Genomic DNA, 25,708 nt, shown 5'->3' on the forward strand with positions numbered 1-25,708 from the left:
ATATTTATAGCAAAAGTGGCGAGCCACCCTTAATGGACGAAGACTATGGGCAAAGCAGTCATTGCAATCCACGGCGGCGCAGGCGCAATTAGCCGCGCACAGATGAGTCTGCAACAGGAATTACGCTACATTGAGGCGCTGTCTGCCATTGTTGAAACCGGACAGCAAATGCTCGAAGCGGGTGAAAGCGCGCTGGATGTGGTGACAGAAGCGGTGCGCTTGCTGGAAGAGTGTCCGCTCTTTAACGCCGGAATTGGCGCCGTCTTTACGCGTGATGAAACGCATGAACTGGACGCCTGCGTGATGGATGGCAACACACTGAAAGCGGGGGCGGTGGCGGGCATTAGCCATCTGCGCAACCCAATTCTTGCTGCTCGTCTGGTGATGGAGCAAAGCCCGCATGTGATGATGATTGGCGAGGGCGCAGAAAACTTTGCTTTTGCTCATGGCATGGAGCGCGTCTCGCCGGATATTTTCTCCACGCCTTTGCGTTATGAACAGCTGCTGGCGGCGCGTGAGGAAGGGGAAACCGTCCTCGACCATAGCGGCGCTCCGCTGGATGAAAAACAAAAAATGGGTACGGTGGGGGCCGTGGCTTTGGATTTACACGGCAATCTGGCGGCAGCCACGTCCACGGGCGGAATGACCAATAAATTACCCGGACGAGTGGGCGATAGTCCCTTAGTGGGTGCCGGATGCTACGCCAATAACGCCAGTGTGGCGGTTTCTTGTACCGGTACGGGCGAAGTCTTCATCCGCGCGCTGGCGGCGTATGACATCGGCGCGTTAATGGATTATGGCGGTCTAAGCCTCGCGGAAGCCTGCGAGCGGGTGGTGATGGAAAAACTCCCTGCGCTTGGCGGCAGCGGTGGCTTAATCGCTATCGACCACGAAGGTAACGTCGCACTACCGTTTAACACAGAAGGAATGTATCGCGCCTGGGGCTACGCAGGCGATACACCAACCACTGGTATCTACCGCGAAAAAGGGGACACCGTTGCCACACAGTGATGAACTTGATGCCGGTGATGTCCTGGCGGTCGATAATCTTAACATTGCCTTTATGCAGGACCAGCAGAAAGTGGCTGCGGTTCGTGGTCTCTCTTTCGCCCTGCGACGTGGCGAGACGCTGGCAATTGTTGGAGAATCCGGTTCCGGCAAGTCAGTCACAGCACTGGCGTTGATGCGTCTGTTAGAACAGGCGGGGGGGCTGGTGCAGTGCGATAAAATGCTGTTGCGGCGCCGCAGTCGTGAGGTGATTGAGCTTAGTGAGCAGAACTCCCGGCAAATGCAGCATATACGCGGTGCGGATATGGCGATGATTTTCCAGGAGCCAATGACGTCGCTAAATCCGGTATTTACCGTGGGTGAACAGATTGCTGAGTCTATCCGTCTGCATCAGAACGCCAGTCGTGAACAGGCGATGGTAGAGGCGAAGCGGATGCTGGATCAGGTTCGCATCCCGGAAGCCCAAACCATTCTTTCCCGTTATCCGCATCAACTCTCTGGTGGGATGCGCCAGCGGGTGATGATTGCCATGGCGCTGTCATGTCGCCCTGCGGTGCTGATAGCCGATGAACCGACCACCGCACTGGATGTTACGATTCAGGCGCAGATCCTGCAATTAATCAAAGTATTGCAAAAAGAGATGTCGATGGGCGTCATTTTTATCACTCACGACATGGGCGTGGTGGCAGAGATTGCCGATCGGGTGCTGGTGATGTATCAGGGCGAAGCGGTCGAAACGGGCAGCGTTGAACAGATTTTTCATGCGCCACAGCATCCTTATACCCGCGCGCTGTTGGCTGCCGTGCCGCAGTTGGGGGCGATGAAAGGGCAAGATTATCCTCTCCGTTTCCCGCTGATATCGCTTGAACATCCGGCTAAACAGGAACGACCTGTCGAGCAGAAAACGGTGGTTGATGGTGACCCTGTTTTACAGGTGCGTAATCTGGTGACCCGTTTCCCTTTACGTAGTGGCTTACTGAATCGCGTTACGCGAGAAGTGCATGCGGTTGAGAAGGTCAGTTTTGATCTCTGGCCGGGCGAAACGTTGTCGCTGGTGGGAGAGTCCGGGAGTGGCAAATCCACCACCGGACGGGCGCTGTTGCGCCTGGTTGAAAGCCAGGGCGGCGAAATTATCTTCAACGGTCAGCGAATCGATACTCTGTCACCCGGCAAACTCCAGGCATTGCGCCGCGATATTCAGTTTATTTTTCAGGACCCCTACGCCTCTCTGGACCCGCGTCAGACCATCGGTGATTCGATTATCGAACCGCTGCGTGTTCATGGTTTATTGCAGGGTAACGAAGCCGCTGCACGCGTTGCGTGGCTACTGGAACGCGTTGGTCTGTTACCCGAACATGCGTGGCGCTACCCGCATGAGTTTTCCGGCGGCCAGCGTCAGCGTATCTGTATTGCCCGTGCGCTGGCGTTGAATCCCAAAGTCATTATTGCCGATGAAGCCGTGTCGGCGCTGGATGTTTCTATTCGCGGGCAGATTATCAACTTGTTGCTCGACCTCCAGCGTGATTTCGGTATTGCGTATCTGTTTATCTCTCACGATATGGCCGTGGTTGAGCGGATCAGTCATCGTGTGGCGGTGATGTATCTCGGGCAAATCGTTGAAATTGGTCCACGGCGCGCGGTCTTTGAAAATCCGCAGCACCCTTATACGCGTAAATTACTGGCGGCAGTTCCGGTTGCTGAACCGTCCCGACTGCGGCCACAGCGCGTACTGCTATCGGACGATCTTCCCAGCAATATTCATCAGCGTGGCGAAGAAGTTGCAGCCGTCTCGTTGCAATGCGTCGGGCCGGGGCATTACGTCGCACAACCACAATCAGAATACGCATTCATGCGTAGATAACATTCAGGCGGAGAATCAAATGGCAAGAGCTGTACACCGTAGTGGGTTAGTGGCGCTGGGTATTGCCGCAGCGTTGATGGCACCTTGTGCATTCGCTGCCAAAGATGTGGTTGTGGCGGTGGGATCGAACTTCACCACCCTCGACCCGTATGACGCGAATGACACGTTGTCACAGGCCGTGGCGAAATCGTTTTACCAGGGGCTGTTCGGTCTGGATAAAGAGATGAAGCTGAAAAATGTGCTGGCGGAGAGTTATACCGTCTCCAGTGACGGCCTCATTTATACCGTGAAATTGCGTGAAGGGATTAAGTTTCAGGACGGCACCGACTTCAACGCGGCGGCGGTAAAAGCGAATCTGGACCGAGCCAGCGATCCGGCAAATCATCTAAAACGCTATAACCTGTACAAAAATATTGCCAAAACTGATGCGGTCGATCCGACAACGGTGAAGATTACGCTCAAGCAACCGTTCTCCGCGTTTATTAACATCCTCGCTCACCCGGCGACCGCGATGATTTCATCGGCGGCGCTGGAAAAATATGGCAAGGAGATTGGTTTTCATCCGGTCGGAACTGGACCGTATGAACTGGATACCTGGAACCAGACCGATTTTGTGAAGGTTAAAAAATTCGCGGGTTACTGGCAGCCAGGCTTGCCCAAACTGGACAGCATCACCTGGCGTCCGGTGGCGGATAACAACACCCGCGCGGCAATGCTGCAAACCGGTGAAGCGCAGTTTGCTTTCCCTATCCCTTATGAACAAGCTGCGCTACTGGACAAGAACAAAAATATCGAGCTGATGGCCAGCCCGTCGATTATGCAGCGTTATATCAGTATGAACGTGACGCAGAAACCATTCGATAACCCAAAAGTGCGTGAGGCGCTGAATTACGCCATCAATCGTCAGGCACTGGTGAAAGTGGCCTTCGCGGGGTATGCAGTTCCTGCCACTGGTGTGGTGCCACCGAGTATTGCCTACGCGCAAAGTTATAAACCGTGGCCTTACGATCCGGCTAAAGCGCGCGAACTATTAAAAGAGGCGGGATATCCCAACGGTTTCAGTACCACATTGTGGTCATCACATAATCACAGTACCGCGCAGAAAGTGCTGCAATTTACTCAGCAACAGCTAGCGCAGGTGGGGATTAAAGCCCAGGTGACGGCGATGGATGCCGGGCAGCGGGCGGCTGAAGTTGAAGGTAAAGGGCAAAAAGAGAGCGGCGTGCGAATGTTCTATACTGGCTGGTCGGCCTCGACCGGTGAAGCTGACTGGGCGCTCTCGCCGCTGTTCGCCTCGCAGAACTGGCCACCGACGCTGTTTAATACTGCGTTTTACAGCAATAAGCAGGTGGATGACGAGCTTGCCAAGGCGCTGAAAACCAACGATCCGGCGGAAAAGGCGCGCTTGTATAAGGCGGCGCAGGATACCATCTGGCAAGAGTCGCCGTGGATCCCGCTGGTGGTAGAAAAACTGGTGTCGGCACACAGCAAAAAACTGAGCGGTTTTTGGATTATGCCAGACACTGGCTTTAGCTTTGAAGATGCGGATTTGCAATAAGCAATGCAGGGAGAGGAATGCTTAATTACGTTATCAAACGCTTGCTGGGGCTGATTCCGACACTGTTTATCGTCTCGGTGCTGGTGTTTTTGTTTGTCCATATGCTACCCGGCGACCCGGCGCGATTGATTGCCGGTCCAGAAGCCGATGCGCAGGTCATCGAACTGGTGCGTCAGCAACTGGGTCTGGATCAGCCGCTGTATCAGCAGTTCTGGCACTATATCAGCAATGCTGTGCAGGGGGATTTTGGTCTGTCGATGGTGTCGCGTCGTCCGGTTGCCGAGGAGATCGCCAGCCGTTTCATGCCTACGCTGTGGTTGACCATTACCAGTATGACATGGGCGGTGCTGTTCGGCATGGCGGCGGGTATTATCGCTGCCGTCTGGCGTAACCGTTGGCCGGATCGATTAAGTATGACCATCGCGGTATCAGGGATTTCATTTCCGGCATTTGCGCTCGGAATACTGCTGATTCAGGTTTTCTCTGTTGAACTTGGCTGGTTGCCTACCGTAGGTGCAGACAGTTGGCAGCACTACATATTACCTTCTCTGACGCTCGGCGCGGCGGTGGCGGCAGTGATGGCGCGTTTTACCCGCGCCTCGTTTGTTGACGTTTTAAATGAAGATTATATGCGTACCGCGAGGGCGAAAGGGGTAAGCGAAACCTGGGTTGTCCTCAAGCATGGTTTACGCAACGCCATGATCCCTGTGGTCACCATGATGGGATTGCAGTTTGGCTTTTTGCTCGGTGGCTCTATCGTGGTGGAGAAAGTATTTAACTGGCCCGGACTTGGGCGTTTACTGGTCGATTCGGTAGAAATGCGTGATTACCCGGTGATTCAGGCAGAAATTCTGCTCTTCTCGCTGGAGTTTATTCTTATCAACTTAGTGGTGGATGTGCTTTATGCCGCCATTAACCCGGCTATCAGGTACAAGTAAGGATGCGACTATTTAACTGGCGACGCCAGGCAGTGTTAAACGCTATGCCACTGATAAAACCTGACCAGGTACGTACACCGTGGCATGAGTTCTGGCGACGTTTTCGCCGTCAGCATATGGCGATGGCCGCCGCACTGTTCGTCATTTTGCTGATTGTGGTGGCAATTTTTGCCCGTTGGATCGCCCCCTATGATGCCGAAAATTATTTCGATTATGACAACCTGAATAACGGACCTTCTTTGCAACACTGGTTTGGTGTCGACTCGCTGGGGCGTGATATTTTCAGCCGTGTCCTGGTCGGCGCGCAAATCTCGCTGGCGGCGGGTGTGTTTGCTGTCTTTATTGGCGCGGCGATCGGTACGCTATTGGGTTTACTGGCGGGATATTACGAAGGCTGGTGGGACCGATTGATTATGCGTATTTGCGATGTGCTGTTTGCCTTCCCTGGCATATTACTGGCGATTGCTGTCGTTGCGGTGTTAGGAAGCGGTATTGCCAACGTAATTATCGCAGTCGCCATCTTTTCCATTCCGGCTTTTGCCCGTCTGGTTCGTGGCAACACGCTGGTGTTGAAACAGCAAACTTTTATTGAATCGGCGCGCAGTATTGGTGCCAGCGACATGACCATCTTGTTGCGCCATATCTTGCCCGGGACTGTCTCTTCCATTGTCGTCTTTTTCACAATGCGTATTGGCACTTCGATCATCTCGGCTGCCAGCCTTTCATTTCTTGGCCTGGGGGCGCAGCCGCCGACACCAGAATGGGGGGCTATGCTCAATGAAGCGCGAGCGGATATGGTCATCGCGCCGCATGTGGCGGTTTTCCCGGCACTCGCTATCTTCCTGACCGTGTTAGCTTTCAACTTGCTGGGCGATGGCTTACGCGACGCGCTGGACCCGAAAATTAAAGCATAGCCACGGCAGAATATTGCTTAAAAATGTAATGGCGTCATAGGAAATTATTGCTATACGCAAATGTTGTAACTTTCTGCCGATTTTGTAGAATCAGGTAATTGGGTAAATATGCTGCTGTAAAAGTCTATTTATGCAGCGAAGTAGCGTACTGATAGTTATTTTGTTACGTGTATTAACATGCTTAGTTTATACGAAAAAATAAAGATAAGACTGATTATTTTATTTTTGTTGGCTACGCTGTCATTTATTGGTCTTTTTTTCATCATTAACTATCAGTTGGTATCGGAAAGGGCGGTAAAACGTGCCGATAGCCGCTTTGAACTTATTCAAAAAAATGTAGGTTATTTTTTTAAAGATATTGAGCGTGCTGCCTTAACGTTAAAGGATTCGCTGTATTTATTGAAAAACAGTGAGGAGATTAAACGTGCCGTCATTCTGAAAATGGAAATGATGCCATTTCTGGATACGGTAGGATTGGTGCTGGATGATGAAAAATATTATCTCTTTACCCGTCGGGCGAATGATAAAATCCTTGTTTACCATCAGGAAAAAGTAAATGGGCCACTTGTCGATGAGGCAGGACGCGTCATCTTTGCCGACTTTAACCCGTCCCAGCGGCCCTGGTCGGCGGCATCAGACGACTCGGGTAGTAGCTGGAATCCGGCCTACAACTGCTTTGATCGCCCTGGGAAAAAGTGTATCTCTTTTACCCTACGAATTAATGGCAAAGACCGTGACTTACTGGCGGTTAATAAGATTCATGTCGACTTAAACTGGCGCTATCTGAATGAATATCTTGATCAAATCAGTTCGAATGATGAAGTGCTGTTTTTGAAACAAGGCCATGAGATCATCGCCAAAAACCAACTCGCTCGCGAAAAACTGATTATTTACAATAGCGAAGGTAATTATAATATTATTGATTCTATCGACACGGAATATATTGCAAGAACATCGGAAGTTCCAAATAACGCGTTGTTCGAAATATATTTTTATTATCCTACGGGGAATTTATTTAACGCATCAGATAAATTCTTTTATCTACCATTTGTGTTTATTATTATCGTATTGCTGCTGGTTTATTTAATGACCACGCGTGTGTTTCGTCGACAATTTTCCGAAATGACAGAACTGGTCAATACGCTGGAATTTTTGCCCGATTCTTCTGAACAAATGCAGGCATTGAAAATCCGTGAAGGCGATGCGAAAGAGATTATCAGCATCAAAAATTCCATAGCGGAAATGAAAGACGCCGAAGTTGAACGTTCGAATAAACTGCTCTCGCTAATCTCCTACGATCAGGAGAGTGGATTTATCAAAAACATGGCGATTATTGAATCTAATAATAGCCAGTATCTGGCTGTCGGGATCATCAAACTGTGCGGGCTGGAAGCCGTCGAAGCTGTGTTTGGCGTCGAGGAACGCAATAAAATCGTCAGGAAACTGTGTCAGCGAATTGCCGAGAAATATGCGCAATGCTGCGATATAGTGACATTCAATGCCGATCTCTATTTATTATTATGCCGGGAAAATGTACAGACCTTTACCCGCAAAATAGCGATGGTAAATGATTTCGACAGCAGCTTTGGTTATCGCAATCTGCGCATACACAAATCTGCCATTTGTGAACCGTTGAAGGGTGAAAACGCCTGGAGTTATGCCGAAAAGCTGAAACTGGCGATTTCCAGTGTCCGTGACCATATGTTCTCTGAGTTTATTTTCTGTGATGACGCGAAACTCAACGAAATTGAAGAGAATATCTGGATTGCGCGTAATATTCGCCATGCAATGGAAATAGGCGAACTATTTTTAGTCTATCAACCGATTGTTGATATGAAAACCAGAGACATTGTCGGCGCAGAAGCATTATGCCGCTGGATCTCTGCGGAACGAGGAATAATCTCACCGCTGAAGTTTGTTACGATTGCTGAAGATATTGGGTTTATCAATGAGCTTGGCTATCAAATTATTAAAACCGCGATGGGTGAATTCAAGCATTTTAGCCAGCGTGCGGCCCTGAAGGACGGTTTCTTACTGCATATTAATGTTTCGCCCTGGCAGCTAAACGAACCACACTTTCATGAGCATTTTACAACTATCATGAAAGAGCATGATCTGCAGGCGAATAGTATCTGTATTGAGATCACTGAAACAGTGATCGAACGAATTAATGAACATTTTTATCTCAATATTGCACAACTGCGTAAACAAGGGGTAGGGATATCGATTGATGACTTTGGCACAGGGCTGTCAAACCTGAAACGTTTTTATGAAATTAACCCTGACAGCATAAAAGTAGATTCACAATTTACCGGCGATATTTTCGGCACCGCGGGAAAAATTGTACGCATTATCTTCGACCTGGCACGCTATAACCAGATTCCGGTGATTGCAGAAGGTGTTGAGAGCGAAGAGGTTGCGCGTGAATTAATGAAATTAGGCTGTGTTCAGGCCCAAGGGTATCTGTACCAGAAGCCTATGCCATTCTCTGCCTGGGATAAAAGTGGAAAGTTAGTAAAAGAGTAGTTTAGGTATGTCCAGAATCAATAAATTCGTACTTACAGTCAGTCTGCTGATTTTTATTATGATTTCGGCAGTTGCCTGCGGGATCTACACTCAAATGGTGAAAGAACGGGTGTATGGCCTGAAACAGTCCGTTATTGATACTGCTTTTGCGGTGGCAAATATTGCTGAATATCGGCGTAGTGTGGCAATTGATCTCATCAATACGCTAAATCCTACGGAAGAACAATTGCTGGTTGGCTTACGCACAGCCTATGCCGATTCGATTTCTCCTTCTTATTTGTATGATGTTGGTCCTTATCTGATTTCCAGTGATGAATGTATTCAGGTAAAGGAATACGAGAATAACTATTGTGCAAATATTATGCAGGTGGTTAAGTATCGGCATGTTAAGAATACGGGGTTTATCTCTTTTGACGGTAAAACCTTCGTCTATTATCTCTACCCGGTTAGCCATAATCGCAGTCTGATATTTTTGCTTGGGCTGGAGCGCTTTTCTTTACTGTCAAAATCACTGGCAATGGACAGCGATAACCTGATGTTCTCACTTTTTAAGAATGGCAAACCAGTTACTGGTGATGAATATAACGCCAAAAATGCCATCTTCACTGTTTCGGAAGCGATGGAGCACTTCTCCTATTTACCGACAGGATTGTATGTGTTTGCCTATAAAAAAGACGTTTATTTTCAGGTATGTACGTTGATCATCTTCTTTGCAGCATTGGTGGCAGCTATATCAGGGGCCAGCTGTCTCTATCTGGTACGCAGAGTGATCAATCGGGGCATTGTTGAAAAAGAAGCCATTATTAATAACCATTTTGACCGCGTGCTGGACGGTGGGCTTTTCTTCTCGGCGGCGGATGTCAAAAAACTCTACAGTATGTATAACTCAGCGTTTCTTGACGACCTGACCAAAGCGATGGGTAGAAAATCCTTTGACGAAGACTTAAAAGCCTTGCCGGAAAAAGGCGGATATTTGTGCTTGTTTGACGTCGATAAATTCAAGAACATTAACGACACCTTTGGCCATTTGTTGGGCGATGAAGTGTTGATTAAGGTTGTGAAAATCCTTAAATCACAAATTCCGGTGGATAAAGGTAAAGTCTATCGTTTTGGCGGCGACGAATTTGCGGTGATTTATACTGGCGGAACGCTGGAAGAGTTGCTATCGATCTTAAAAGAAATCGTTCATTTCCAGGTGGGGAGCATTAATTTAAGCACCAGCATCGGCGTAGCGCATTCAAATGAATGTACCACCGTTGAACGGCTGAAAATGCTGGCAGATGAGCGACTGTATAAGAGCAAGAAAAACGGCAGGGCGCAGATTAGCTGGCAATAATGTTTATTCGCAGGCCGGGAAAATAAATTTGCCCGGCCTGGCATTAATTAAACCCGACTACCCCACAAATCGTACTCATCGGCATGCTCGACTTTCACACGCAGGATGTCGCCCGGCTTAACGTTGGTTTCACCGTTGAGATAGACCGCGCCGTCGATTTCTGGCGCATCAGCCATACTGCGGCCAATCGCGCCTTCTTCATCCACTTCGTCGATGATCACCAGAATTTCACGGCCAACTTTCTCCTGCAGGCGCTCGGCGGAAATCTGTTGTTGCAGTTGCATGAAGCGATTCCAGCGTTCTTCTTTCACTTCTTCCGGGACCTGGTCCGGCAGAGCATTGGCATCTGCGCCTTCAACCGGGCTGTATTTAAAGCAGCCAACGCGATCCAGACGTGCTTCTTTCAGGAAGTCGAGCAGCATCTGGAAATCTTCTTCCGTCTCGCCAGGGAAGCCGACAATAAAGGTTGAACGCAGGGTCAGTTCTGGGCAGATTTCACGCCATTTTTTGATACGTGCCAGTTGGCGATCCACCGAACCCGGGCGCTTCATCAGTTTGAGAATACGTGGGCTGGCATGCTGCAGCGGAATATCCAGATATGGCAGGATTTTGCCTTCAGCCATCAGCGGGATGACGTCGTCCACGTGCGGATAAGGGTAAACGTAGTGCAGACGTGTCCAGATCCCCAGTTTCGATAACTGTTCGCACAGGCTGACCATGCTGGTTTTTACCGGCTCGCCGTTGTGGAAGCCAGTACGGTGTTTAACATCTACGCCATAGGCGGAAGTATCCTGGGAAATCACCAGAATCTCTTTAACGCCCGCATCAACCAGACGTTTCGCTTCGCTTAATACTTCGCCAATCGGGCGGCTCACCAGATCGCCGCGCATTGAAGGAATAATGCAGAAGGTGCAGCGGTGGTTACAACCTTCGGAAATCTTCAGATAGGCATAATGACGTGGGGTCAACTTAACACCCTGTTCCGGCACCAGGCTCAGGAACGGATTGTGTTTCGGTTTTGGCACGTAGTGATGAACGTGCTCCAGAACCTGCTCGTAGCTATGAGGCCCGGTGATTTCCAGCACTTTCGGGTGGACTTCGCGGATCTGATCTTCTTTTGCCCCCAGGCAACCAGTCACAATCACCTTGCCGTTTTCATTCAACGCTTCGCCAATGGCTTCCAGAGATTCTTGCACCGCGCTGTCAATAAAGCCGCAGGTGTTAACGATCACCATATCCGCGTCGTCATAGCTCGGTACTACGTCATAACCTTCAGTTCGCAGTTCGGTCAGAATGCGCTCCGAATCGACAAGGTTTTTCGGGCAGCCGAGGGAAACAAAGCCGATTTTCGGCTGGGGAGTTACTTTGCTCATAGCTTAAAAAATATTCAGTTACAGGAAAGGTCAGGGCAGGGATTCTACAGAGTTCTGGATAAAATTTGTATCGTAATCTGGTTAACAGGCGAGGAAAACGCCCCAAATATCGGGGCGTAAATGGTTATTATGCTACTGGGTTTTCAGTTAGCGACTTCGCAGGCTGGCTGCTGGATTTGTCCCGCAGCGTAAAGACCGAAATAAGCGTGAAGCAACCGGCAATCGCCCCCAGGATTAGATAGGTTTCAGCAAAGCCAATGGTGTCATACAGATAGCCGGCAATGGGGGAATAGATTGCCGTGGCGATGGATGCCACAAAAAGCACCAGCAGGTATACCGTCGAAGAGAGTTTATGATCAAAGTTAGCCGCGATAAATTTAAACACAGACACCAGGATCAGTGGTTTTTCGATGGCGTGCATCATTTTAACGGCCGCAATCCACACAGGTCCTAGTTGGATTGCAGAACCAGCAATGCGTAACGACATAATGGTTCCGGCAATCACTAATGCCCATTTTGCGCCAGTGCGGTTAACAAACCACGGCATCAGACAGAGAAATAAGGTTTCTCCACAGACCTGGACAGAAGCCAGAATCCCGTACCAGCGATTGCCTTCTTCTGGCGTCGGAAATTGCAGCGAAAAATATTGTGCGAATTGTTGATCGTAGGTGTCATAAATTTGCGTTACGAACAGAGTGAACATCAATAAAAACCAGAACTGACTATTTTTCGCCAGTTCAAGCGCATGGATAGCTTTCAGCGAATTGGTTTTTTCAATTTCCGCCTCGGTCAGTTCAATTTTGGTAAACATAAAGCAGATTGCGGCGATCACAATGGCACAGCTTGCCAGCCAGAAAGAGAGATTAGGGCTGGTATCAATGTATTTACCCACAATCCACGCGGCGGCAGCCCATCCCAGAGAGCCCCACATTCTTACGCGACCATATTCAAAATGATAACGGCGCGAAACTTTATCTATCCAGGAATCCAGAACGCCACAGCCAGAATTAAAAATGATCCCCAGGTAAACGCCACCCAAAACAGCGCCCAGCCAGAAGTTATGAACCAGAAGCGGGGCATACACATAAATAAAGAATGGGCCTACGGGAAGTAATAATGCGACGAGGATCCAGATGAGTTGTTTCTTAAGACCAAATTTATCGGAGATGAAACCGAAGAACGGCTGCATTAATAACGCAATGAAAGCATTAACGGAATAAAGCAATCCTGTGCGTGTGGCGGTAATTTCCAGATGCTGTGTCGTCCATATGACAAAAAATGCCATCGTTGCCGACCAGGCGAAGAGGTACAGAAAATCGAAAATACTGAGCAAAATATAATTACGTTTACCGGGCAATAACATAGCCATATCCTCAATCACTGGCGTTGGGTCATTTACCGTTGGCACAGGCATTCGCTGTGCTTACTGGTTATTGTTTTGGTATGCATCTCCGGAAATGTCATACGTTAACAATTTCATTTTTACTCTGACCCTGACCGCGATGATTAGGCAATGTGTTAAATGAATGTTTGAGATTTACATCACAATTATTGCTAATAATAAAAAAGATTTAGCGAAACAGATCACTAAATCTTTTTATGAGAACGTATTACTTTTATGCCTTTCGTGTTAGCTCATCTGCCAGTGTGCGAAGGTGTTCAGCAATATTCATCAGATCAGTCTGTGGTGAGTGCAGGGGACCAGCAGAGTTACGCACGACCAGGCGACTGGGAAGGATGGTTGAAGAGCGGAGCATCGCGTGTTCATCGTCCGGCTGTAAAATTTGTTGAACGGCAATTTTCCCTTGTAAATCAAAGTCGATTGCGACGGTCGTTAGCGAAGGTTCAAAAAACGCACTCTCATAGGTGTCGTCATAGCCAATGACAGAAATATCTTGCGGGATTTTACGTTTTTGTTGATGTAAGGCGCTTAACGCTCCCAACGCCATCTGGTCGTTCGCTATCAGAAGAGCAGTCGCCTGTGGCGTTTCACGTAGCATCTGTAACGTCGCCAGATAGCCGCTTTGAGCGTCCCAACTACCGTAATGAATGGCCAGCGGCGTCAGTTGGAGTGAGGCTAGGGTATCGCGCCAGGTATTGAGCCGTAGCCGCGCGGGTACTGAGTTTTCTGGGCCAGAGATCAGGCAAAATTGACGATGCCCCAAATCGTAAAGATATTTCACGCTGGCGCGTGCACCTTCTGCGGGATTAAAGGTGACGTTAAATACCGGGCTATAAGGGTCCACGTCGAGAAACAAACATAATACATCGCTGTTTTCAGCAACCAGTGTTTCAGCCAATGCCGTTTCCAGCGGTGCGTTGATAATGATCTTTGTTACCCGTTGTGCTTTTAAGTCATTAATTGCAGCCTGAATACCTTTAATATCAACATCGTCAATCATGGATATCAGCACCTGATATCCCTGTTCTCCGGCATATTTTTTCACTGCTGCCGCAATTTGCGAGGGGGCATGTAGGGCAAGTGAAGTTGTAACCAGCCCGACCGTTTTGCTCTCTTTCCCTACCAACTGTTGAGCTACGCGATTTGGAACGTACTTCAGTTCGGCAATGGCTTGTTCAATTTTTTGACGTGTTTTAGCAGACACGTTCGCTGAATTGTTAAGCACCCTCGACACTGTCTGATAGGAAACATTGGCATGACGAGCAACATCGGCAAGGGTTGCAGCTTTGGTTTTCATATTCGCCCCGGCTAAAAGATTTGTCACAGTATACCGCAGTGAATGTCATACGTATCACGCTCTCCTGTCTCAGTGCCGGTAAGTTGAACCGACGAACTTGTTTGAAGGGAAAAAACGCGTACTTGATCACATTCCTGCCGGACATTCCTTGCATAACGAAGCAATAAATTACTAGATGACAGTATTGTGAACGAATAACATTTTTTGTCTGTTTAAAACAATTCAGGAGCCAGCATGGACAAGTACCCACCGATCATCCCCAGAGCCCCATGGTTACTTCATGGAGCTGATTACAATCCGGAGCAATGGTTACATGTCCCTGGGATTCTGGAGAAAGATATCGCCATGATGCAACAGGCTGGTTGTAACACCATGTCGGTGGGCATTTTTAGCTGGTCAATACTGGAACCCACAGAGGGTGAGTATCGCTTTGACTGGCTGGATGAGGTGCTGGATAAACTTCATGCTGGTGGGATCTCTGTCTTCCTCGCAACACCAAGCGGAGCCAAACCCGCCTGGCTTGCTGCTCGTTATCCAGAGGTTCTGAGAGTTAGCGCCTCACGCGAGAAAATGCTTCACGGTGGTCGCCATAATCACTGCCTTTCTTCGCCAGTGTATAAAGATAAAGTGACGCAAATTAACCGTAAGCTGGCGCAGCGATACGCCAATCATCCGGCGGTTCTGGGATGGCATATCAGTAATGAGTATGGCGGAGAGTGTCATTGTAATGGATGCCAACAGGCGTTTCGCCGTTGGTTGCAGACGCGTTACACCACTCTTGAGGCGCTTAATCAGGCATGGTGGACTGGCTTCTGGAGCCATACATACAGTGACTGGTCACAAATTGAATCTCCTTCCCCAATAGGTGAAATGTCCAACCACGGTTTGAATCTTGACTGGCGGCGCTTTGTCACATCGCAGGTAAAAGAGTTCTATCAAATGGAAATCGCGCCGTTAAAAGCTGAACGCCCTGATTTACCTGCGACGACCAATTTTATGTGGTATTTCAATGACTACAACTACTGGGCATTAGCCGAAGTGGTTGATTTTGTGAGTTGGGATAGCTACCCCATGTGGCACAAACAGGAAGATGAACGCGCTGTAGCCTGTAAAACAGCGATGTATCACGACCTGATGCGTACCTTGAAAAATAAACCGTTTATTCTGATGGAATCCACGCCCAGCCAGACAAGCTGGCAGCCAACCAGCAAATTGAAAAAGCCGGGAATGAATATTCTTTCTTCCTTACAGGCCGTCGCTCACGGCGCAGACGGCGTGCACTATTTTCAGTGGCGTAAGAGTCGTGGTGCCGTGGAGAAGTTTCATGGTGCGGTGGTTGATCACGTCGGTCATCTGGAGACGCGTACCGGGCGCGAAGTCATACAACTGGGGCAACGGCTGGCTCATCTTAAACAATTGGTTGGGACGAAAACGCAGGCAAAAGTTGCCATTATTTTCGACTGGGAGAACCGCTGGGCGGTCAATGATGCTGCCGGACCGCGCAATTGCGGTATCCACTACGAACAAACGGTAGTGGAGCATTACCGACCTTTCTGGGAGCAGGGCGTGGCGGTCGATATTATCAATGCTGATTGTGATCTTACGGGTTATCAGCTAGTTATCGCCCCAATGCTCTATATGGTTCGCGATGGATTTGCTGCTCGTGCTCGTGCCTATGTCGAAGCTGGTGGCAATTTTGTCACCACTTACTGGTCCGGGATTGTCAATGAAACCGATTTATGTCACCTGGGGGGGTTCCCTGGCCCGTTGCGTGACCTGATGGGCGTATGGGCTGAAGAGATTGATAGTCTTAATGATTATCAGCATAACAAAGTTATCTGCGAGCCGAATGCATATGGACTGCAGGGGCAATGGCAGGCACGGGAATTATGTGCGGTTATTCACGCCGAAGGTGCTCAGGTTCTGGCGCGCTATGGTGAGGATTTTTATGCGGGTACACCTGCGTTAACGGTAAATCACGTCGGACAAGGTCGTGCTTTCTATGTGGCTTCGCGTAATGATGCGTCATTTCATCAAGCGTTTGCCGCGATGTTGATCAACACACTTCATCTCCCAAAAGCACTTGCTACTGAACTTCCTGCTGGCGTTATTGCAACGCGTCGGACAGACGGCAATCAGGAATGGATTTTTGTACAAAACTACACTGCTCATGTACAAAATGTTGTGCTTCCTGGAGCGTGGCGAGTGGCAGAAACGGGCAAGGCTTGTTCACAAGACTTAGAACTGGCGCCGTGGGGATGTGAGGTGCTGGAAAGAGCAATAATGTAAATTCTTATTAATAAGATGTGAAGTATTGATCCCTGACAGCATTTTGTACAAAAAGTAGCCATACTATTTAATTGCACAAAGGCTGCAAAGAGGAGGATCGAAGTATGTTCGTTGACAGACAGCGAAGCGATCTGCTTAACCGGTTGATCGATGCAAGAGTTGACCTCGCCGCATATGTGCAACTGAGGAAGGCCAAAGGATACATGTCCGTCAGCGAAAGCAATCATCTACGAGATAACTTTTTTAAACTGAATCGCGAACTGCACGATAAATCGCTGCGGTTGAATCTTCATCTGGATCAGGAAGAGTGGAGTGCTCTTCATCATGCTGAAGAAGCATTAGCGACAGCCGCAGTATGTTTGATGAGCGGGCATCATGATTGCCCGACTGTTATTACCGTCAACGCCGATAAGCTTGAAAATTGTCTGATGAGCTTAACGCTGAGTATCCAGAGCCTTGAAAAGCACACCATGCTTGAGCAGGCCTGAAAACTAAGGGGGAGAAAGCATCTCCCCCTTCATGTTTAAGTTTTTGTAAAAATGAATTTGTCATCTCCTCCACTGACTACGCTTTAAGCCAGAGTCAATCCGGAGGCGTTATGCATCGACAATCCCTTTTCCTTGTGCCCTTTCTCTGTGTTTCTTCCGCTCTCTGGGCGGCGCCTGCAACGGTAAATGTCGAAGTATTGCAAGATAAACTCGACCATCCCTGGGCGCTGACCTTTTTACCCGATAATCACGGTATGTTAATCACGCTGCGCGGTGGCGAGTTACGCCACTGGCAAGAAGGAAAAGGATTATCTTCGTCGCTGGCTGGTGTGCCGGAAGTCTGGGCGCACGGGCAGGGAGGTTTGTTGGATGTAGCTTTAGCGCCTGATTTTGCCCAGTCTCGCCGCATCTGGTTAAGTTATTCAGAACAGGGAGATGATGACAAAGTCGGTACTGCCGTAGGTTATGGCCGTTTGAGCGATGATCTGACAAAAATAACGGATTTCCGCACCGTTTTTCGTCAGATGCCTAAGCTTTCTACCGGTAACCATTTTGGTGGACGGTTGGTGTTTGACGGCAAAGGTTATTTGTTTATTGGTCTGGGGGAAAACAATCAGCGCCCGACGGCGCAGGATCTGGATAAATTGCAGGGTAAATTAGTGCGCCTGACCGACCAGGGCGAGATTCCAGATGATAATCCTTTTGTAAATGAATCCGGTGCGCGCGCCGAGATCTGGTCTTACGGCATTCGTAATCCGCAAGGGATGGCGATGAATCCGTGGAGCAATGCGCTGTGGCTGAATGAGCATGGTCCGCGCGGTGGTGATGAAATTAATATCCCGGAAAAAGGCAAAAACTACGGTTGGCCGCTGGCTACCTGGGGCATCAATTACTCGGGACTTAAAATACCGGAAGCGAAAGGGGAAATCGTTGCCGGAACCGAACAACCGATTTTCTACTGGAAAGATTCGCCTGCCGTGAGCGGTATGGCCTTCTATAACAGCGACAAATTCCCCCAGTGGCAGCAAAAATTATTTATTGGCGCGTTAAAAGACAAAGATGTCATCGTGATGAGCGTCAACGGTAACAAAGTGACAGAAGATGGCCGCATATTAACGGACAGAGGGCAGCGAATTCGTGATGTTCGCACTGGGCCCGACGGTTATTTGTACGTATTGACCGACGAGTCCAATGGCGAATTACTGAAAGTAAGTCCACGTAATAATTAGCTAACGGGGATCATCACCACTTTACGCACTGCGGGGCGTTCGGTGAGCTGTTGATACCAGCGTTCCAGATTTGGACGCGGTGTCCAGGTCAGACCGACGTTAAACAAATTGTAGATAAACGGTGCAATAGCGATATCACCCACGCCAAATTTATCACCAGAGAACCATTTCACTTTTGCCAATTCCGCATCAAGAAGGGCAAACAGAGCGTCGCATTCCTTGCAACTGGCATCAATGGCGGCCTGGTCGCGCTCTTCCGGTGGTGTTCTGACCAATCCCATCAGGATCCCGCGATGGGCATTACTGAACGTCTGGTTTGCCCAGTCCATCCATTTTTCCGCTTCTGCACGACGTGCTGGCGAGTCGATCCACAAGCGGTTTTGCCCGTACTGTGCAGCCAGGTAGCGGACAATGGCGTTCGATTCCCAGAGAATTAAATCACTTTCGTCGTCGCGCAACAGTGGCACCAGCCCGTTGGGATTCATCGCCAGAAAGTCGGCATCGTGGTTTACTCCAAACTCACGGCCCGCGAGAATTTGCTCATAAGGTAGATCCAGTTCTTCGAGCGTCAGCAACACTTTTTTTACGTTGGTTGAATTATTCCGGCCCCACAGCGTAATCATACTCACCCCTTTTTGCACAGGCAGCCACAGGCTGAACAGGACTCTGATGGTGGAGTAAAGTTAACTTTTAAGCAACAGTTGGCAAAAAAATGACGCCAGAAGCAGCGAAGCGGCAGGATATTGCATAAACTTTAAAAACTTTACCAACTTACGGTTTCTTTAAGTTTGTGTGTGCGTTATTAATCACCGAACTTATCATACGGCGATATAACGTATTTATTTTGAATGGATACTCGGGTGGCATTTATGACGCAATACTCCTCTCTCCTTCGTGGTCTTGCAGCGGGTTCTGCATTTTTATTCCTTTTTGCCCCAACGGCATTCGCGGCGGAACAAACCGTTGACGCGCCGAGCGTGGATGCGCGTGCATGGATTTTAATGGATTACGCCAGCGGAAAAGTGCTGGCTGAAGGTAATGCGGATGAGAAACTGGACCCAGCCAGTCTGACCAAAATCATGACCAGTTATGTGGTTGGGCAGGCGCTCAAGGCCGATAAGATCAAACTCACCGATATGGTGACGGTCGGTAAAGATGCCTGGGCAACGGGCAATCCGGCGCTGCGCGGTTCATCGGTGATGTTCCTCAAACCGGGCGATCAGGTTTCGGTGGCGGATTTAAACAAAGGTGTGATTATTCAGTCCGGTAATGATGCCTGTATTGCACTGGCAGATTACGTCGCGGGCAGTCAGGAGTCATTTATTGGCTTGATGAATGGTTACGCTAAAAAATTGGGCCTGACCAACACCACCTTCCAGACGGTGCACGGCCTCGACGCACCGGGGCAGTTCAGTACCGCACGCGATATGGCCTTGCTGGGCAAAGCGTTAATCCACGATGTACCGGAAGAGTACGCCATTCATAAAGAGAAGGAATTTACCTTCAACAAGATTCGCCAGCCTAACCGTAACCGTCTGCTGTGGAGTAGTAATGTCAATGTCGATGGCATGAAGACCGGTACTACGGCAGGAGCCGGTTACAACCTGGTGGCCTCCGCGACCCAGGGCGACATGCGTTTGATCTCCGTGGTGCTGGGGGCAAAAACTGACCGCATCCGTTTTAATGAGTCTGAGAAATTACTGACCTGGGGCTTCCGCTTCTTTGAAACCGTGACACCAATTAAACCTGATGCCACCTTTGTGACCCAGCGCGTCTGGTTCGGTGATAAGAGTGAAGTGAATCTCGGCGCAGGCGAAGGGGGATCAGTGACCATTCCTCGCGGGCAACTGAAAAACCTGAAAGCGAGTTATACGTTAACGGAACCGCAGCTCACCGCGCCGCTGAAAAAAGGTCAGGTTGTCGGCACCATTGATTTCCAGCTTAATGGTAAATCTATTGAACAGCGCCCGTTGATCGTGATGGAAAATGTGGAAGAAGGCGGGTTCTTTGGTCGGATATGGGACTTCGTGATGATGAAATTCCATCAGTGGTTCGGTAGCTGGTTCTCTTAATCTTCTGATGACCGGATGGCGCGGAAACGTCATCCGGTTATGCGTCATTAATACATCAACTTAATACGCTGCGTCTGCGCATACTTCACATACTCATCTTCCGGGCAACGATCGCTTACCACAATATCAAAGCGTTTCAGGTCGCTCATGCGTGCCGGACGTACCTTGCCAAACTTACTGTGGTCGACAACCAGAACATGCTTTTGCGCCATCGACATAGCCCAGTGTTTTACCGGCAGTTCCTCAAGATTAAAACAGGTAGCACCTTTACTGATATGCACTCCGGCAGCGGAATAAAAAGCGATATCTGGACAGAAATTATTCAACGTCAACTGAAAATCGATGGGTTTGAAGATGGCGTTGCTGGCGTGAAATTCTCCACCACTAAGAAACGCCCGGCAATGTGGTTTCTCTTGCAGCGCCAGAAAGGTATTTAGTGAATAACAAACGGCGGTGAAAGGGATTTCATTATCAATCGCTTCAATAATCCAGGGCGTAGTGGTGCCGCAGTCAAAAAAGAGGGTCTGACCGGGTTCTACCAACGTTGCGGCCAGTTTCGCAGCGCGGCGTTTTTCTTCCACCAGACGGGATTTTTGGTCGCTTAGCAGGTAATGGCTGGCGCTGCGTGGTTCGAGAACGATATAGCCGCCGAGTAATACGACGGGGGCGCTGTTGTTATTCAGGTCGCGACGAATCGTCATCTCTGAAACCCCAAGTAGGGCGGCGGCGTCCTTCAGATGTAACTTATCGCTGCGTTTTAATTCCTGGAGTAATTGCCCGATGCGCTCTTCGCGACGTGTTTCCATATTCCCTCTGAATAGTTATTGAAGCGAGCCGCCTGATATTACACTTTTTATCCGAAATCAGCCACGCACCCAGCCTTTACGGATCGGTAAGGCGAAACAGAAGCGATACCACAATTGCAGTCGCTGGTAGAGCATCGCCCCCGCAGCTTGCCAGATAATCTGGGCGCTAAGGCAACCAATCATTCCCGCCAACAATCCACCGAGCATGTCCAGCGGCCAGTGGACGCCAAGGTAGACCCGCGACCAGGCAATAATTACGGCCAGCACCATGAGAAGCGATCCGGACCACAAACGATGCCAGATTAAAAATGCCAGAGCGAAGGTGAAGATCACCGTGCCGTGATCGCTCGGGAAAGAGTCATCCGCCGCATGGTGCAGGAAGTTATAGCCGATATTCTCGACAAACGGGCGGTCATGCGGAAATAAATGACCCATCCCCCAGGAAACAAACAGACTTACAGCCAGTGCGATCGCTATTTTTATCACTATCTGCCGTTGCGCCGTACGTCCCCACAGCCAAAGTACCCCGGCCAGTAGCGGCACCACAGTAATCAAATCTTTGGCAATAAAAATCGCCAACGAGATCATCCACGGAGAAGAATCTGGCGTGGCATTAATTAGAGAGAATAATGAGTAATTGAGATTTTCCAGCATAACTTCCAGACTCATAAGGTGTTTAATGGGGAGCCGTCAGGCAAGGCGGTGAGAATAAGGTGCATGGTAAACAGGGTAAAGCGGCATCGTCTTATTTCTCATAAGCGGCCCGTATTCCGTGAAGTAATGGTAACGCGCGGTAGTTAAATAAAGCTTAAAAAAAGAGAGTCTAATCGCCGATTAATGTAAGAATGTGCTTAAGGGGCAAAAATTGCTTTCTCGTTAGCCGCGCTTTTATTAAACTTTGCGCGATTATTATTGGCGAAGAAATTGCATGCAAAATAGATTAGCTAATGGTGCCAGACTTGGACGTCAGGCATTACTTTTCCCTCTCTGTCTGGTGCTCTACGAATTCTCAACCTATATCGGTAACGATATGATTCAGCCCGGTATGTTGGCCGTGGTGGAACAGTACCAGGCGGGCATTGATTGGGTTCCTACCTCGATGACCGCGTACCTTGCGGGTGGGATGTTTTTACAGTGGCTGCTGGGGCCATTGTCGGATCGTATTGGTCGCCGTCCGGTGATGCTGGCGGGCGTAGTGTGGTTTATCATCACTTGTCTGGCGATATTACTGGCGCAAAACATTGAACAATTCACGCTGTTGCGCTTCTTGCAGGGCATAAGCCTCTGTTTCATTGGCGCTGTTGGTTACGCCGCAATTCAGGAGTCCTTCGAAGAGGCGGTTTGTATCAAGATCACCGCGCTGATGGCGAACGTGGCGCTGATTGCTCCGCTACTCGGCCCGTTGGTGGGCGCGGCGTGGATCCATGTGCTGCCCTGGGAAGGGATGTTTGTATTATTTGCCGCATTGGCAACGATCTCCTTCTTCGGCCTGCAACGTGCCATGCCAGAAACCGCCACGCGTATAGGCGAGAAACTGTCGCTGAAAGAGCTCGGTCGTGACTACAAGCTGGTGCTGAAGAATGGTCGCTTTGTTGCGGGGGCGCTGGCACTGGGGTTTGTTAGTCTGCCGTTGCTGGCGTGGATTGCCCAGTCGCCGATTATTATCATAACCGGCGAGCAGTTGAGCAGCTATGAATATGGTTTGCTGCAAGTTCCCATTTTCGGCGCATTAATTGCGGGGAACCTACTGTTGGCGCGACTGACCTCGCGTCGCACCGTACGTTCGCTGATCATTATGGGCGGTTGGCCGATTATGATTGGTCTGTTGGTCGCCGCTGCGGCAACGGTCATCTCATCGCACGCGTATTTATGGATGACCGCCGGGTTAAGTATTTATGCTTTCGGTATTGGTCTGGCGAATGCGGGACTGGTGCGATTAACCCTGTTTGCCAGCGATATGAGTAAAGGTACTGTCTCGGCGGCGATGGGGATGTTGCAAATGCTGATTTTCACTGTCGGTATTGAGATCAGTAAACACGCGTATCTGAACGGCGGCAACGGTCTGTTTAATCTCTTCAACCTTGCTAACGGAATTTTGTGGCTGCTGCTGATGTTTATCTTTTTAAAAGATAAACAGGTAGGAAATTCACACGAAGGGTAAAAAAATGCCTGATTGCACAACGCAATCAGGCATTTTCGAATTAATGGTGATGGTCATCGATCTGATGTTCGATAACCATCCCTTCGCCAACGCTGGCAAGGTGACGAACATACGGATGTGGACGGTAAGCTGGAGCAGGAGCCACATAGACGGTTTGCGGCACAGTAGCGACACTGACAGCTTGTGGAACGCTGACAGAATCAGGGACCACTACCACTTTGTATCCACTCGGCACATCGACGGTAACGCTTTGCGCCATCGTTGCACCGGTAAAGCTCATGAGAAACGCGCCCAGCAAAACATAATTCTTCATAATCATTTCGCCTGAAATAATCCGGTGGGTTAATTTCTGCGAATTATGCAGCCTTCATTCAGGCGTTGTGTTGCCGGGCGTGCTGCCGTTTTATTGATTAAATGGCGCTTCGTGTTTAAGAACTTTATCAATCACGTCCAGTACGCCTTCACGGTTATTGGAACCTGCACGATATTTCGCCGCTGCAACAACCGCGCTGCCGGCATTTTCCATTGCGAAGCTGTACCCTGCCTGACGCAGCATCTCAATATCATTACCGCCATCGCCAAAGACCACGACTTCGCTGTCGTCTATTCCCCATAATTTCTGGAGTTGACGCAGGCCATTGGCTTTATGCACGCCGGGGATGATTAAATCGATGCTGCCGTTGCCGGTATGCACTGGCACCATAACATCGCCGATGGCTTCATGTAATGCTTTCTGCACTTGTGGAATCAGTTCATCGGAAAGATTCAGGCCAAACTTGAAGAAGATATCTTCTAAGTTGTCAAAGTTATCGACGTATTCCAGACGGTGATAATACATTTCCGCCACAGTTTTCATGGCATCGTCATATTTTTTGAGGGTATAGGCGCTATTTTTACCGCAGGCAATAATCTCCACTTCCGGGCGCGTCAGCAAATGCGCCACGACAGTGGCAAAAGCATCTTTCGATAGCTCGCCATTAAAAACATCTTTGCCTTCGCTCACTACCCAGCCGCCATTTTCCGCCACAAAAGCAATTTCATCAGCAATTTCGGGGAAGAATGAGATCAACTGATAATATTGATTCCCGCTGGCAACCACAAAGCGAATACCTTGTGCTTTCATCTGCTGATATTGGGCCATAAACCGCTCGCGGTTATAGGTTTTTTGATCGCTTAAGAAAGTACCGTCCATGTCTACCGCAATTAATTTAATGCCCATCAACTATTCTCCATCGCAGTCTGCGTTTTTGTATCGGGTTTGGCGACGGCTTTTGCGACGATAGCCGCGAGAATAACCAGCGCCAGTACAACCAGCATTGCACTACGTAATCCATAATGTTCGCCGAGATAGCCCAGAAGAGGCGGCCCGACGAGGAAAGCCAGATAACCGGTCGTGGCCACTACGCTGACACGGGTTGGCGCATCGGGGCCGGTATCACTGGCGGCTGAAATGGTCAGCGGGAAGCCCAGCGAGGCACCCAGTCCCCAAAGAACGACAGATACCCCGGCGACCCAGGCGCTATCAACAAAAATAATCAGCCCGATACCCAACGCACCCATTAGTGCACTGGCACGTACCACGGCAACGCGGCTGTAGCGATCAATAAACCAGCCGCCGGTAAAACGTCCAACGGTCATCCCCAATGTGAAACCTGCGTATATCAATGAGCCGGACGTTGGGCTAAATCCGTGGCCATCAACCATTAATAAGGGTAACCAGTCGTTGGCAGATCCTTCTGCAAAAGCCATTGCCAGCACCACGACACCAATTAATAGCAACTGAATATCGCGATAAAAAGGAACCCCTTTTTCACTATGCTGCGTGCCATCGGCAGCATTTTTTCCCGTACCGTCAGGGATTGCCTGAATAGCGATATAAATAGGCGCGATGCCCACCAGCGCCGCCAGCAAAATGTGAACAGTTGCCGGAACTCCAAAGGCCGTCAGCGCCATCCCTACACCAGCCCCCGCCAGCGTACCGAGACTGTAGAAGCCATGCATCATCGGCAAAACCGTTTTATTCATTTCTCGCTCAACGGCAGCACCTTCAACGTTTATCGCAACTTCAGCGGAACCAAAACTGGCGCCAAAAACGCCAAGACCAACGGCAAAGAGCAGGGGCGATGTCAGCCAGAGTGCCAGACTTAGTATCATCATCCCGATCAATGCGCAGGACATGGTGACCAGGATGACATTACGCGTCCCAAAGCGTTTTACTAACCACGCCGAGCAGAGAATTCCGCTCATTGAACCAATCGACAGGCCAAAGAGTACACCGCCCATTTCAGCAGTCGAGACAGAAAGAATGTCGCGAATAGCTGGCGTACGGGTTGCCCAGGACGCCATTAGCAGCCCCGGTAAAAAGAAGAACATAAACAACGCCCAGGTACGGCGTTTCAAGGCATTACGTGAAGAATTTGCGGCCATAGATCACGTCAAAAAAAGAAGAT

General features: G+C 49.4%; 21 protein-coding genes. 12 read left to right on the plus strand and 9 right to left on the minus strand.

The features are described from left to right. Positions 1 to 45: 45 nt before the first annotated feature. From iaaA to FEM44_RS18685, 7 genes are all read left to right on the plus strand, one after another. Positions 46 to 1,011, plus strand: a complete 966-nt coding sequence (gene iaaA / locus FEM44_RS18655; protein ID WP_135522953.1) for a beta-aspartyl-peptidase — start codon at positions 46 to 48, stop codon at positions 1,009 to 1,011. Next, positions 998 to 2,869 carry a glutathione ABC transporter ATP-binding protein GsiA gene (gene gsiA / locus FEM44_RS18660; RefSeq protein ID WP_135522952.1) on the plus strand — a complete coding sequence of 624 codons (1,872 nt, stop codon included), beginning with the start codon at positions 998 to 1,000 and terminating at the stop codon, positions 2,867 to 2,869. Before iaaA ends, gsiA begins: the two co-directional genes overlap by 14 nt. Before the next feature lie 19 nt (positions 2,870 to 2,888). After that, on the plus strand, positions 2,889 to 4,427 hold the full coding sequence (gene gsiB / locus FEM44_RS18665) for a glutathione ABC transporter substrate-binding protein GsiB (RefSeq protein ID WP_135522951.1): 1,539 nt from the start codon (positions 2,889 to 2,891) through the stop codon (positions 4,425 to 4,427). 17 nt (positions 4,428 to 4,444) lie between these two features. After that, positions 4,445 to 5,365, plus strand: coding sequence for a glutathione ABC transporter permease GsiC (gene gsiC, locus FEM44_RS18670; protein ID WP_135522950.1), 921 nt, complete (start codon positions 4,445 to 4,447; stop codon positions 5,363 to 5,365). A 2-nt stretch (positions 5,366 to 5,367) separates the two neighbouring features. Beyond that, positions 5,368 to 6,279 (plus strand): glutathione ABC transporter permease GsiD, encoded by a 912-nt coding sequence (gene gsiD / locus FEM44_RS18675; RefSeq protein ID WP_135522949.1) that lies wholly within the window; start codon positions 5,368 to 5,370, stop codon positions 6,277 to 6,279. A gap of 177 nt (positions 6,280 to 6,456) precedes the next feature. After that, positions 6,457 to 8,805, plus strand: coding sequence for a sensor domain-containing phosphodiesterase (locus FEM44_RS18680; RefSeq protein WP_135522948.1), 2,349 nt, complete (start codon positions 6,457 to 6,459; stop codon positions 8,803 to 8,805). A gap of 7 nt (positions 8,806 to 8,812) precedes the next feature. Continuing rightward, the gene (locus FEM44_RS18685; protein ID WP_135522947.1) at positions 8,813 to 10,141 is read left to right on the plus strand and encodes a GGDEF domain-containing protein; all 1,329 of its coding nucleotides are present in this window, start codon (positions 8,813 to 8,815) and stop codon (positions 10,139 to 10,141) included. 47 nt (positions 10,142 to 10,188) lie between these two features. On the opposite strand, the gene rimO is transcribed toward FEM44_RS18685, so the two are convergent. From rimO to FEM44_RS18700, 3 genes are all read right to left on the minus strand, one after another. After that, positions 10,189 to 11,514, minus strand: a complete 1,326-nt coding sequence (gene rimO / locus FEM44_RS18690; RefSeq protein WP_001558886.1) for a 30S ribosomal protein S12 methylthiotransferase RimO — start codon at positions 11,512 to 11,514, stop codon at positions 10,189 to 10,191. A gap of 127 nt (positions 11,515 to 11,641) precedes the next feature. Next, a complete protein-coding gene (locus FEM44_RS18695; protein WP_135523000.1) occupies positions 11,642 to 12,877 on the minus strand; it encodes an oligosaccharide MFS transporter in 1,236 nt (411 codons plus the stop codon). 253 nt (positions 12,878 to 13,130) lie between these two features. After that, the gene (locus tag FEM44_RS18700) at positions 13,131 to 14,213 is read right to left on the minus strand and encodes a LacI family DNA-binding transcriptional regulator (RefSeq protein ID WP_000849772.1); all 1,083 of its coding nucleotides are present in this window, start codon (positions 14,211 to 14,213) and stop codon (positions 13,131 to 13,133) included. A gap of 234 nt (positions 14,214 to 14,447) precedes the next feature. Here FEM44_RS18700 and FEM44_RS18705 point away from each other — a divergent pair, with 234 nt between their 5' ends. The 3 genes from FEM44_RS18705 (at position 14,448) to FEM44_RS18715 (ending at position 18,219) form a co-directional block, all read left to right on the plus strand. Further along, positions 14,448 to 16,502, plus strand: a complete 2,055-nt coding sequence (locus FEM44_RS18705) for a beta-galactosidase (RefSeq protein ID WP_135522946.1) — start codon at positions 14,448 to 14,450, stop codon at positions 16,500 to 16,502. A 104-nt stretch (positions 16,503 to 16,606) separates the two neighbouring features. Next, positions 16,607 to 16,990, plus strand: coding sequence for a biofilm formation regulator BssR (gene bssR, locus FEM44_RS18710; RefSeq protein ID WP_135522945.1), 384 nt, complete (start codon positions 16,607 to 16,609; stop codon positions 16,988 to 16,990). A 110-nt stretch (positions 16,991 to 17,100) separates the two neighbouring features. Then, positions 17,101 to 18,219 (plus strand): PQQ-dependent sugar dehydrogenase, encoded by a 1,119-nt coding sequence (locus FEM44_RS18715; RefSeq protein ID WP_138159132.1) that lies wholly within the window; start codon positions 17,101 to 17,103, stop codon positions 18,217 to 18,219. On the opposite strand, the gene gstB is transcribed toward FEM44_RS18715, so the two are convergent. Next, positions 18,216 to 18,842 (minus strand): glutathione S-transferase GstB, encoded by a 627-nt coding sequence (gene gstB / locus FEM44_RS18720; protein WP_135522944.1) that lies wholly within the window; start codon positions 18,840 to 18,842, stop codon positions 18,216 to 18,218. The two genes, FEM44_RS18715 and gstB, sit on opposite strands and share 4 nt — an antisense overlap. Positions 18,843 to 19,088: 246 nt before the next feature. Between gstB and dacC the strand changes: the two genes are divergently transcribed. Next, positions 19,089 to 20,291, plus strand: coding sequence for a serine-type D-Ala-D-Ala carboxypeptidase (dacC, locus tag FEM44_RS18725; RefSeq protein WP_135522943.1), 1,203 nt, complete (start codon positions 19,089 to 19,091; stop codon positions 20,289 to 20,291). 47 nt (positions 20,292 to 20,338) lie between these two features. Here dacC and deoR read toward each other — a convergent pair whose 3' ends face one another. Beyond that, positions 20,339 to 21,097 carry a DNA-binding transcriptional repressor DeoR gene (gene deoR, locus FEM44_RS18730; RefSeq protein ID WP_135522942.1) on the minus strand — a complete coding sequence of 253 codons (759 nt, stop codon included), beginning with the start codon at positions 21,095 to 21,097 and terminating at the stop codon, positions 20,339 to 20,341. 57 nt (positions 21,098 to 21,154) lie between these two features. Beyond that, a complete protein-coding gene (ybjG, locus tag FEM44_RS18735; protein WP_135522999.1) occupies positions 21,155 to 21,751 on the minus strand; it encodes an undecaprenyl-diphosphate phosphatase in 597 nt (198 codons plus the stop codon). Between the two features lie 274 nt (positions 21,752 to 22,025). Here ybjG and mdfA point away from each other — a divergent pair, with 274 nt between their 5' ends. Further along, positions 22,026 to 23,258 (plus strand): multidrug efflux MFS transporter MdfA, encoded by a 1,233-nt coding sequence (gene mdfA, locus FEM44_RS18740; protein WP_130205191.1) that lies wholly within the window; start codon positions 22,026 to 22,028, stop codon positions 23,256 to 23,258. A 40-nt stretch (positions 23,259 to 23,298) separates the two neighbouring features. Here the strand turns inward: mdfA and ybjH are convergent, their stop codons facing one another. The 3 genes from ybjH to FEM44_RS18755 all read right to left on the minus strand — a co-directional run bounded on the left by ybjH (position 23,299) and on the right by FEM44_RS18755 (position 25,685). After that, positions 23,299 to 23,577, minus strand: coding sequence for a protein YbjH (gene ybjH / locus FEM44_RS18745; protein ID WP_135492078.1), 279 nt, complete (start codon positions 23,575 to 23,577; stop codon positions 23,299 to 23,301). A gap of 84 nt (positions 23,578 to 23,661) precedes the next feature. Next, positions 23,662 to 24,477, minus strand: coding sequence for a 5-amino-6-(5-phospho-D-ribitylamino)uracil phosphatase (gene ybjI, locus FEM44_RS18750; RefSeq protein WP_135522941.1), 816 nt, complete (start codon positions 24,475 to 24,477; stop codon positions 23,662 to 23,664). Further along, a complete protein-coding gene (locus FEM44_RS18755; RefSeq protein WP_135522940.1) occupies positions 24,477 to 25,685 on the minus strand; it encodes an MFS transporter in 1,209 nt (402 codons plus the stop codon). The genes ybjI and FEM44_RS18755 overlap by 1 nt, the downstream gene beginning before the upstream one ends. Between the last annotated feature and the right edge of the window lie 23 nt (positions 25,686 to 25,708).

This window comes from Escherichia sp. E4742 (assembly GCF_005843885.1).
Lineage (GTDB): Bacteria > Pseudomonadota > Gammaproteobacteria > Enterobacterales > Enterobacteriaceae > Escherichia.

What these genes read in the sequence shown, in the direction of transcription:
- ybjH (WP_135492078.1), bottom strand. Translation starts at nt 23,577, where the DNA reads ATGATTATGAAGAATTATGTTTTGCTGGGCGCGTTTCTCATGAGCTTT.
- FEM44_RS18755 (WP_135522940.1), bottom strand. Translation starts at nt 25,685, where the DNA reads ATGGCCGCAAATTCTTCACGTAATGCCTTGAAACGCCGTACCTGGGCG.
- FEM44_RS18685 (WP_135522947.1), top strand. Translation starts at nt 8,813, where the DNA reads ATGTCCAGAATCAATAAATTCGTACTTACAGTCAGTCTGCTGATTTTT.
- FEM44_RS18680 (WP_135522948.1), top strand. Translation starts at nt 6,457, where the DNA reads ATGCTTAGTTTATACGAAAAAATAAAGATAAGACTGATTATTTTATTT.
- gstB (WP_135522944.1), bottom strand. Translation starts at nt 18,842, where the DNA reads ATGATTACGCTGTGGGGCCGGAATAATTCAACCAACGTAAAAAAAGTG.
- gsiB (WP_135522951.1), top strand. Translation starts at nt 2,889, where the DNA reads ATGGCAAGAGCTGTACACCGTAGTGGGTTAGTGGCGCTGGGTATTGCC.
- bssR (WP_135522945.1), top strand. Translation starts at nt 16,607, where the DNA reads ATGTTCGTTGACAGACAGCGAAGCGATCTGCTTAACCGGTTGATCGAT.
- deoR (WP_135522942.1), bottom strand. Translation starts at nt 21,097, where the DNA reads ATGGAAACACGTCGCGAAGAGCGCATCGGGCAATTACTCCAGGAATTA.
- rimO (WP_001558886.1), bottom strand. Translation starts at nt 11,514, where the DNA reads ATGAGCAAAGTAACTCCCCAGCCGAAAATCGGCTTTGTTTCCCTCGGC.
- FEM44_RS18715 (WP_138159132.1), top strand. Translation starts at nt 17,101, where the DNA reads ATGCATCGACAATCCCTTTTCCTTGTGCCCTTTCTCTGTGTTTCTTCC.
- mdfA (WP_130205191.1), top strand. Translation starts at nt 22,026, where the DNA reads ATGCAAAATAGATTAGCTAATGGTGCCAGACTTGGACGTCAGGCATTA.
- FEM44_RS18705 (WP_135522946.1), top strand. Translation starts at nt 14,448, where the DNA reads ATGGACAAGTACCCACCGATCATCCCCAGAGCCCCATGGTTACTTCAT.
- FEM44_RS18700 (WP_000849772.1), bottom strand. Translation starts at nt 14,213, where the DNA reads ATGAAAACCAAAGCTGCAACCCTTGCCGATGTTGCTCGTCATGCCAAT.
- FEM44_RS18695 (WP_135523000.1), bottom strand. Translation starts at nt 12,877, where the DNA reads ATGTTATTGCCCGGTAAACGTAATTATATTTTGCTCAGTATTTTCGAT.
- ybjG (WP_135522999.1), bottom strand. Translation starts at nt 21,751, where the DNA reads ATGCTGGAAAATCTCAATTACTCATTATTCTCTCTAATTAATGCCACG.
- dacC (WP_135522943.1), top strand. Translation starts at nt 19,089, where the DNA reads ATGACGCAATACTCCTCTCTCCTTCGTGGTCTTGCAGCGGGTTCTGCA.
- ybjI (WP_135522941.1), bottom strand. Translation starts at nt 24,477, where the DNA reads ATGGGCATTAAATTAATTGCGGTAGACATGGACGGTACTTTCTTAAGC.
- gsiC (WP_135522950.1), top strand. Translation starts at nt 4,445, where the DNA reads ATGCTTAATTACGTTATCAAACGCTTGCTGGGGCTGATTCCGACACTG.
- gsiD (WP_135522949.1), top strand. Translation starts at nt 5,368, where the DNA reads ATGCGACTATTTAACTGGCGACGCCAGGCAGTGTTAAACGCTATGCCA.
- iaaA (WP_135522953.1), top strand. Translation starts at nt 46, where the DNA reads ATGGGCAAAGCAGTCATTGCAATCCACGGCGGCGCAGGCGCAATTAGC.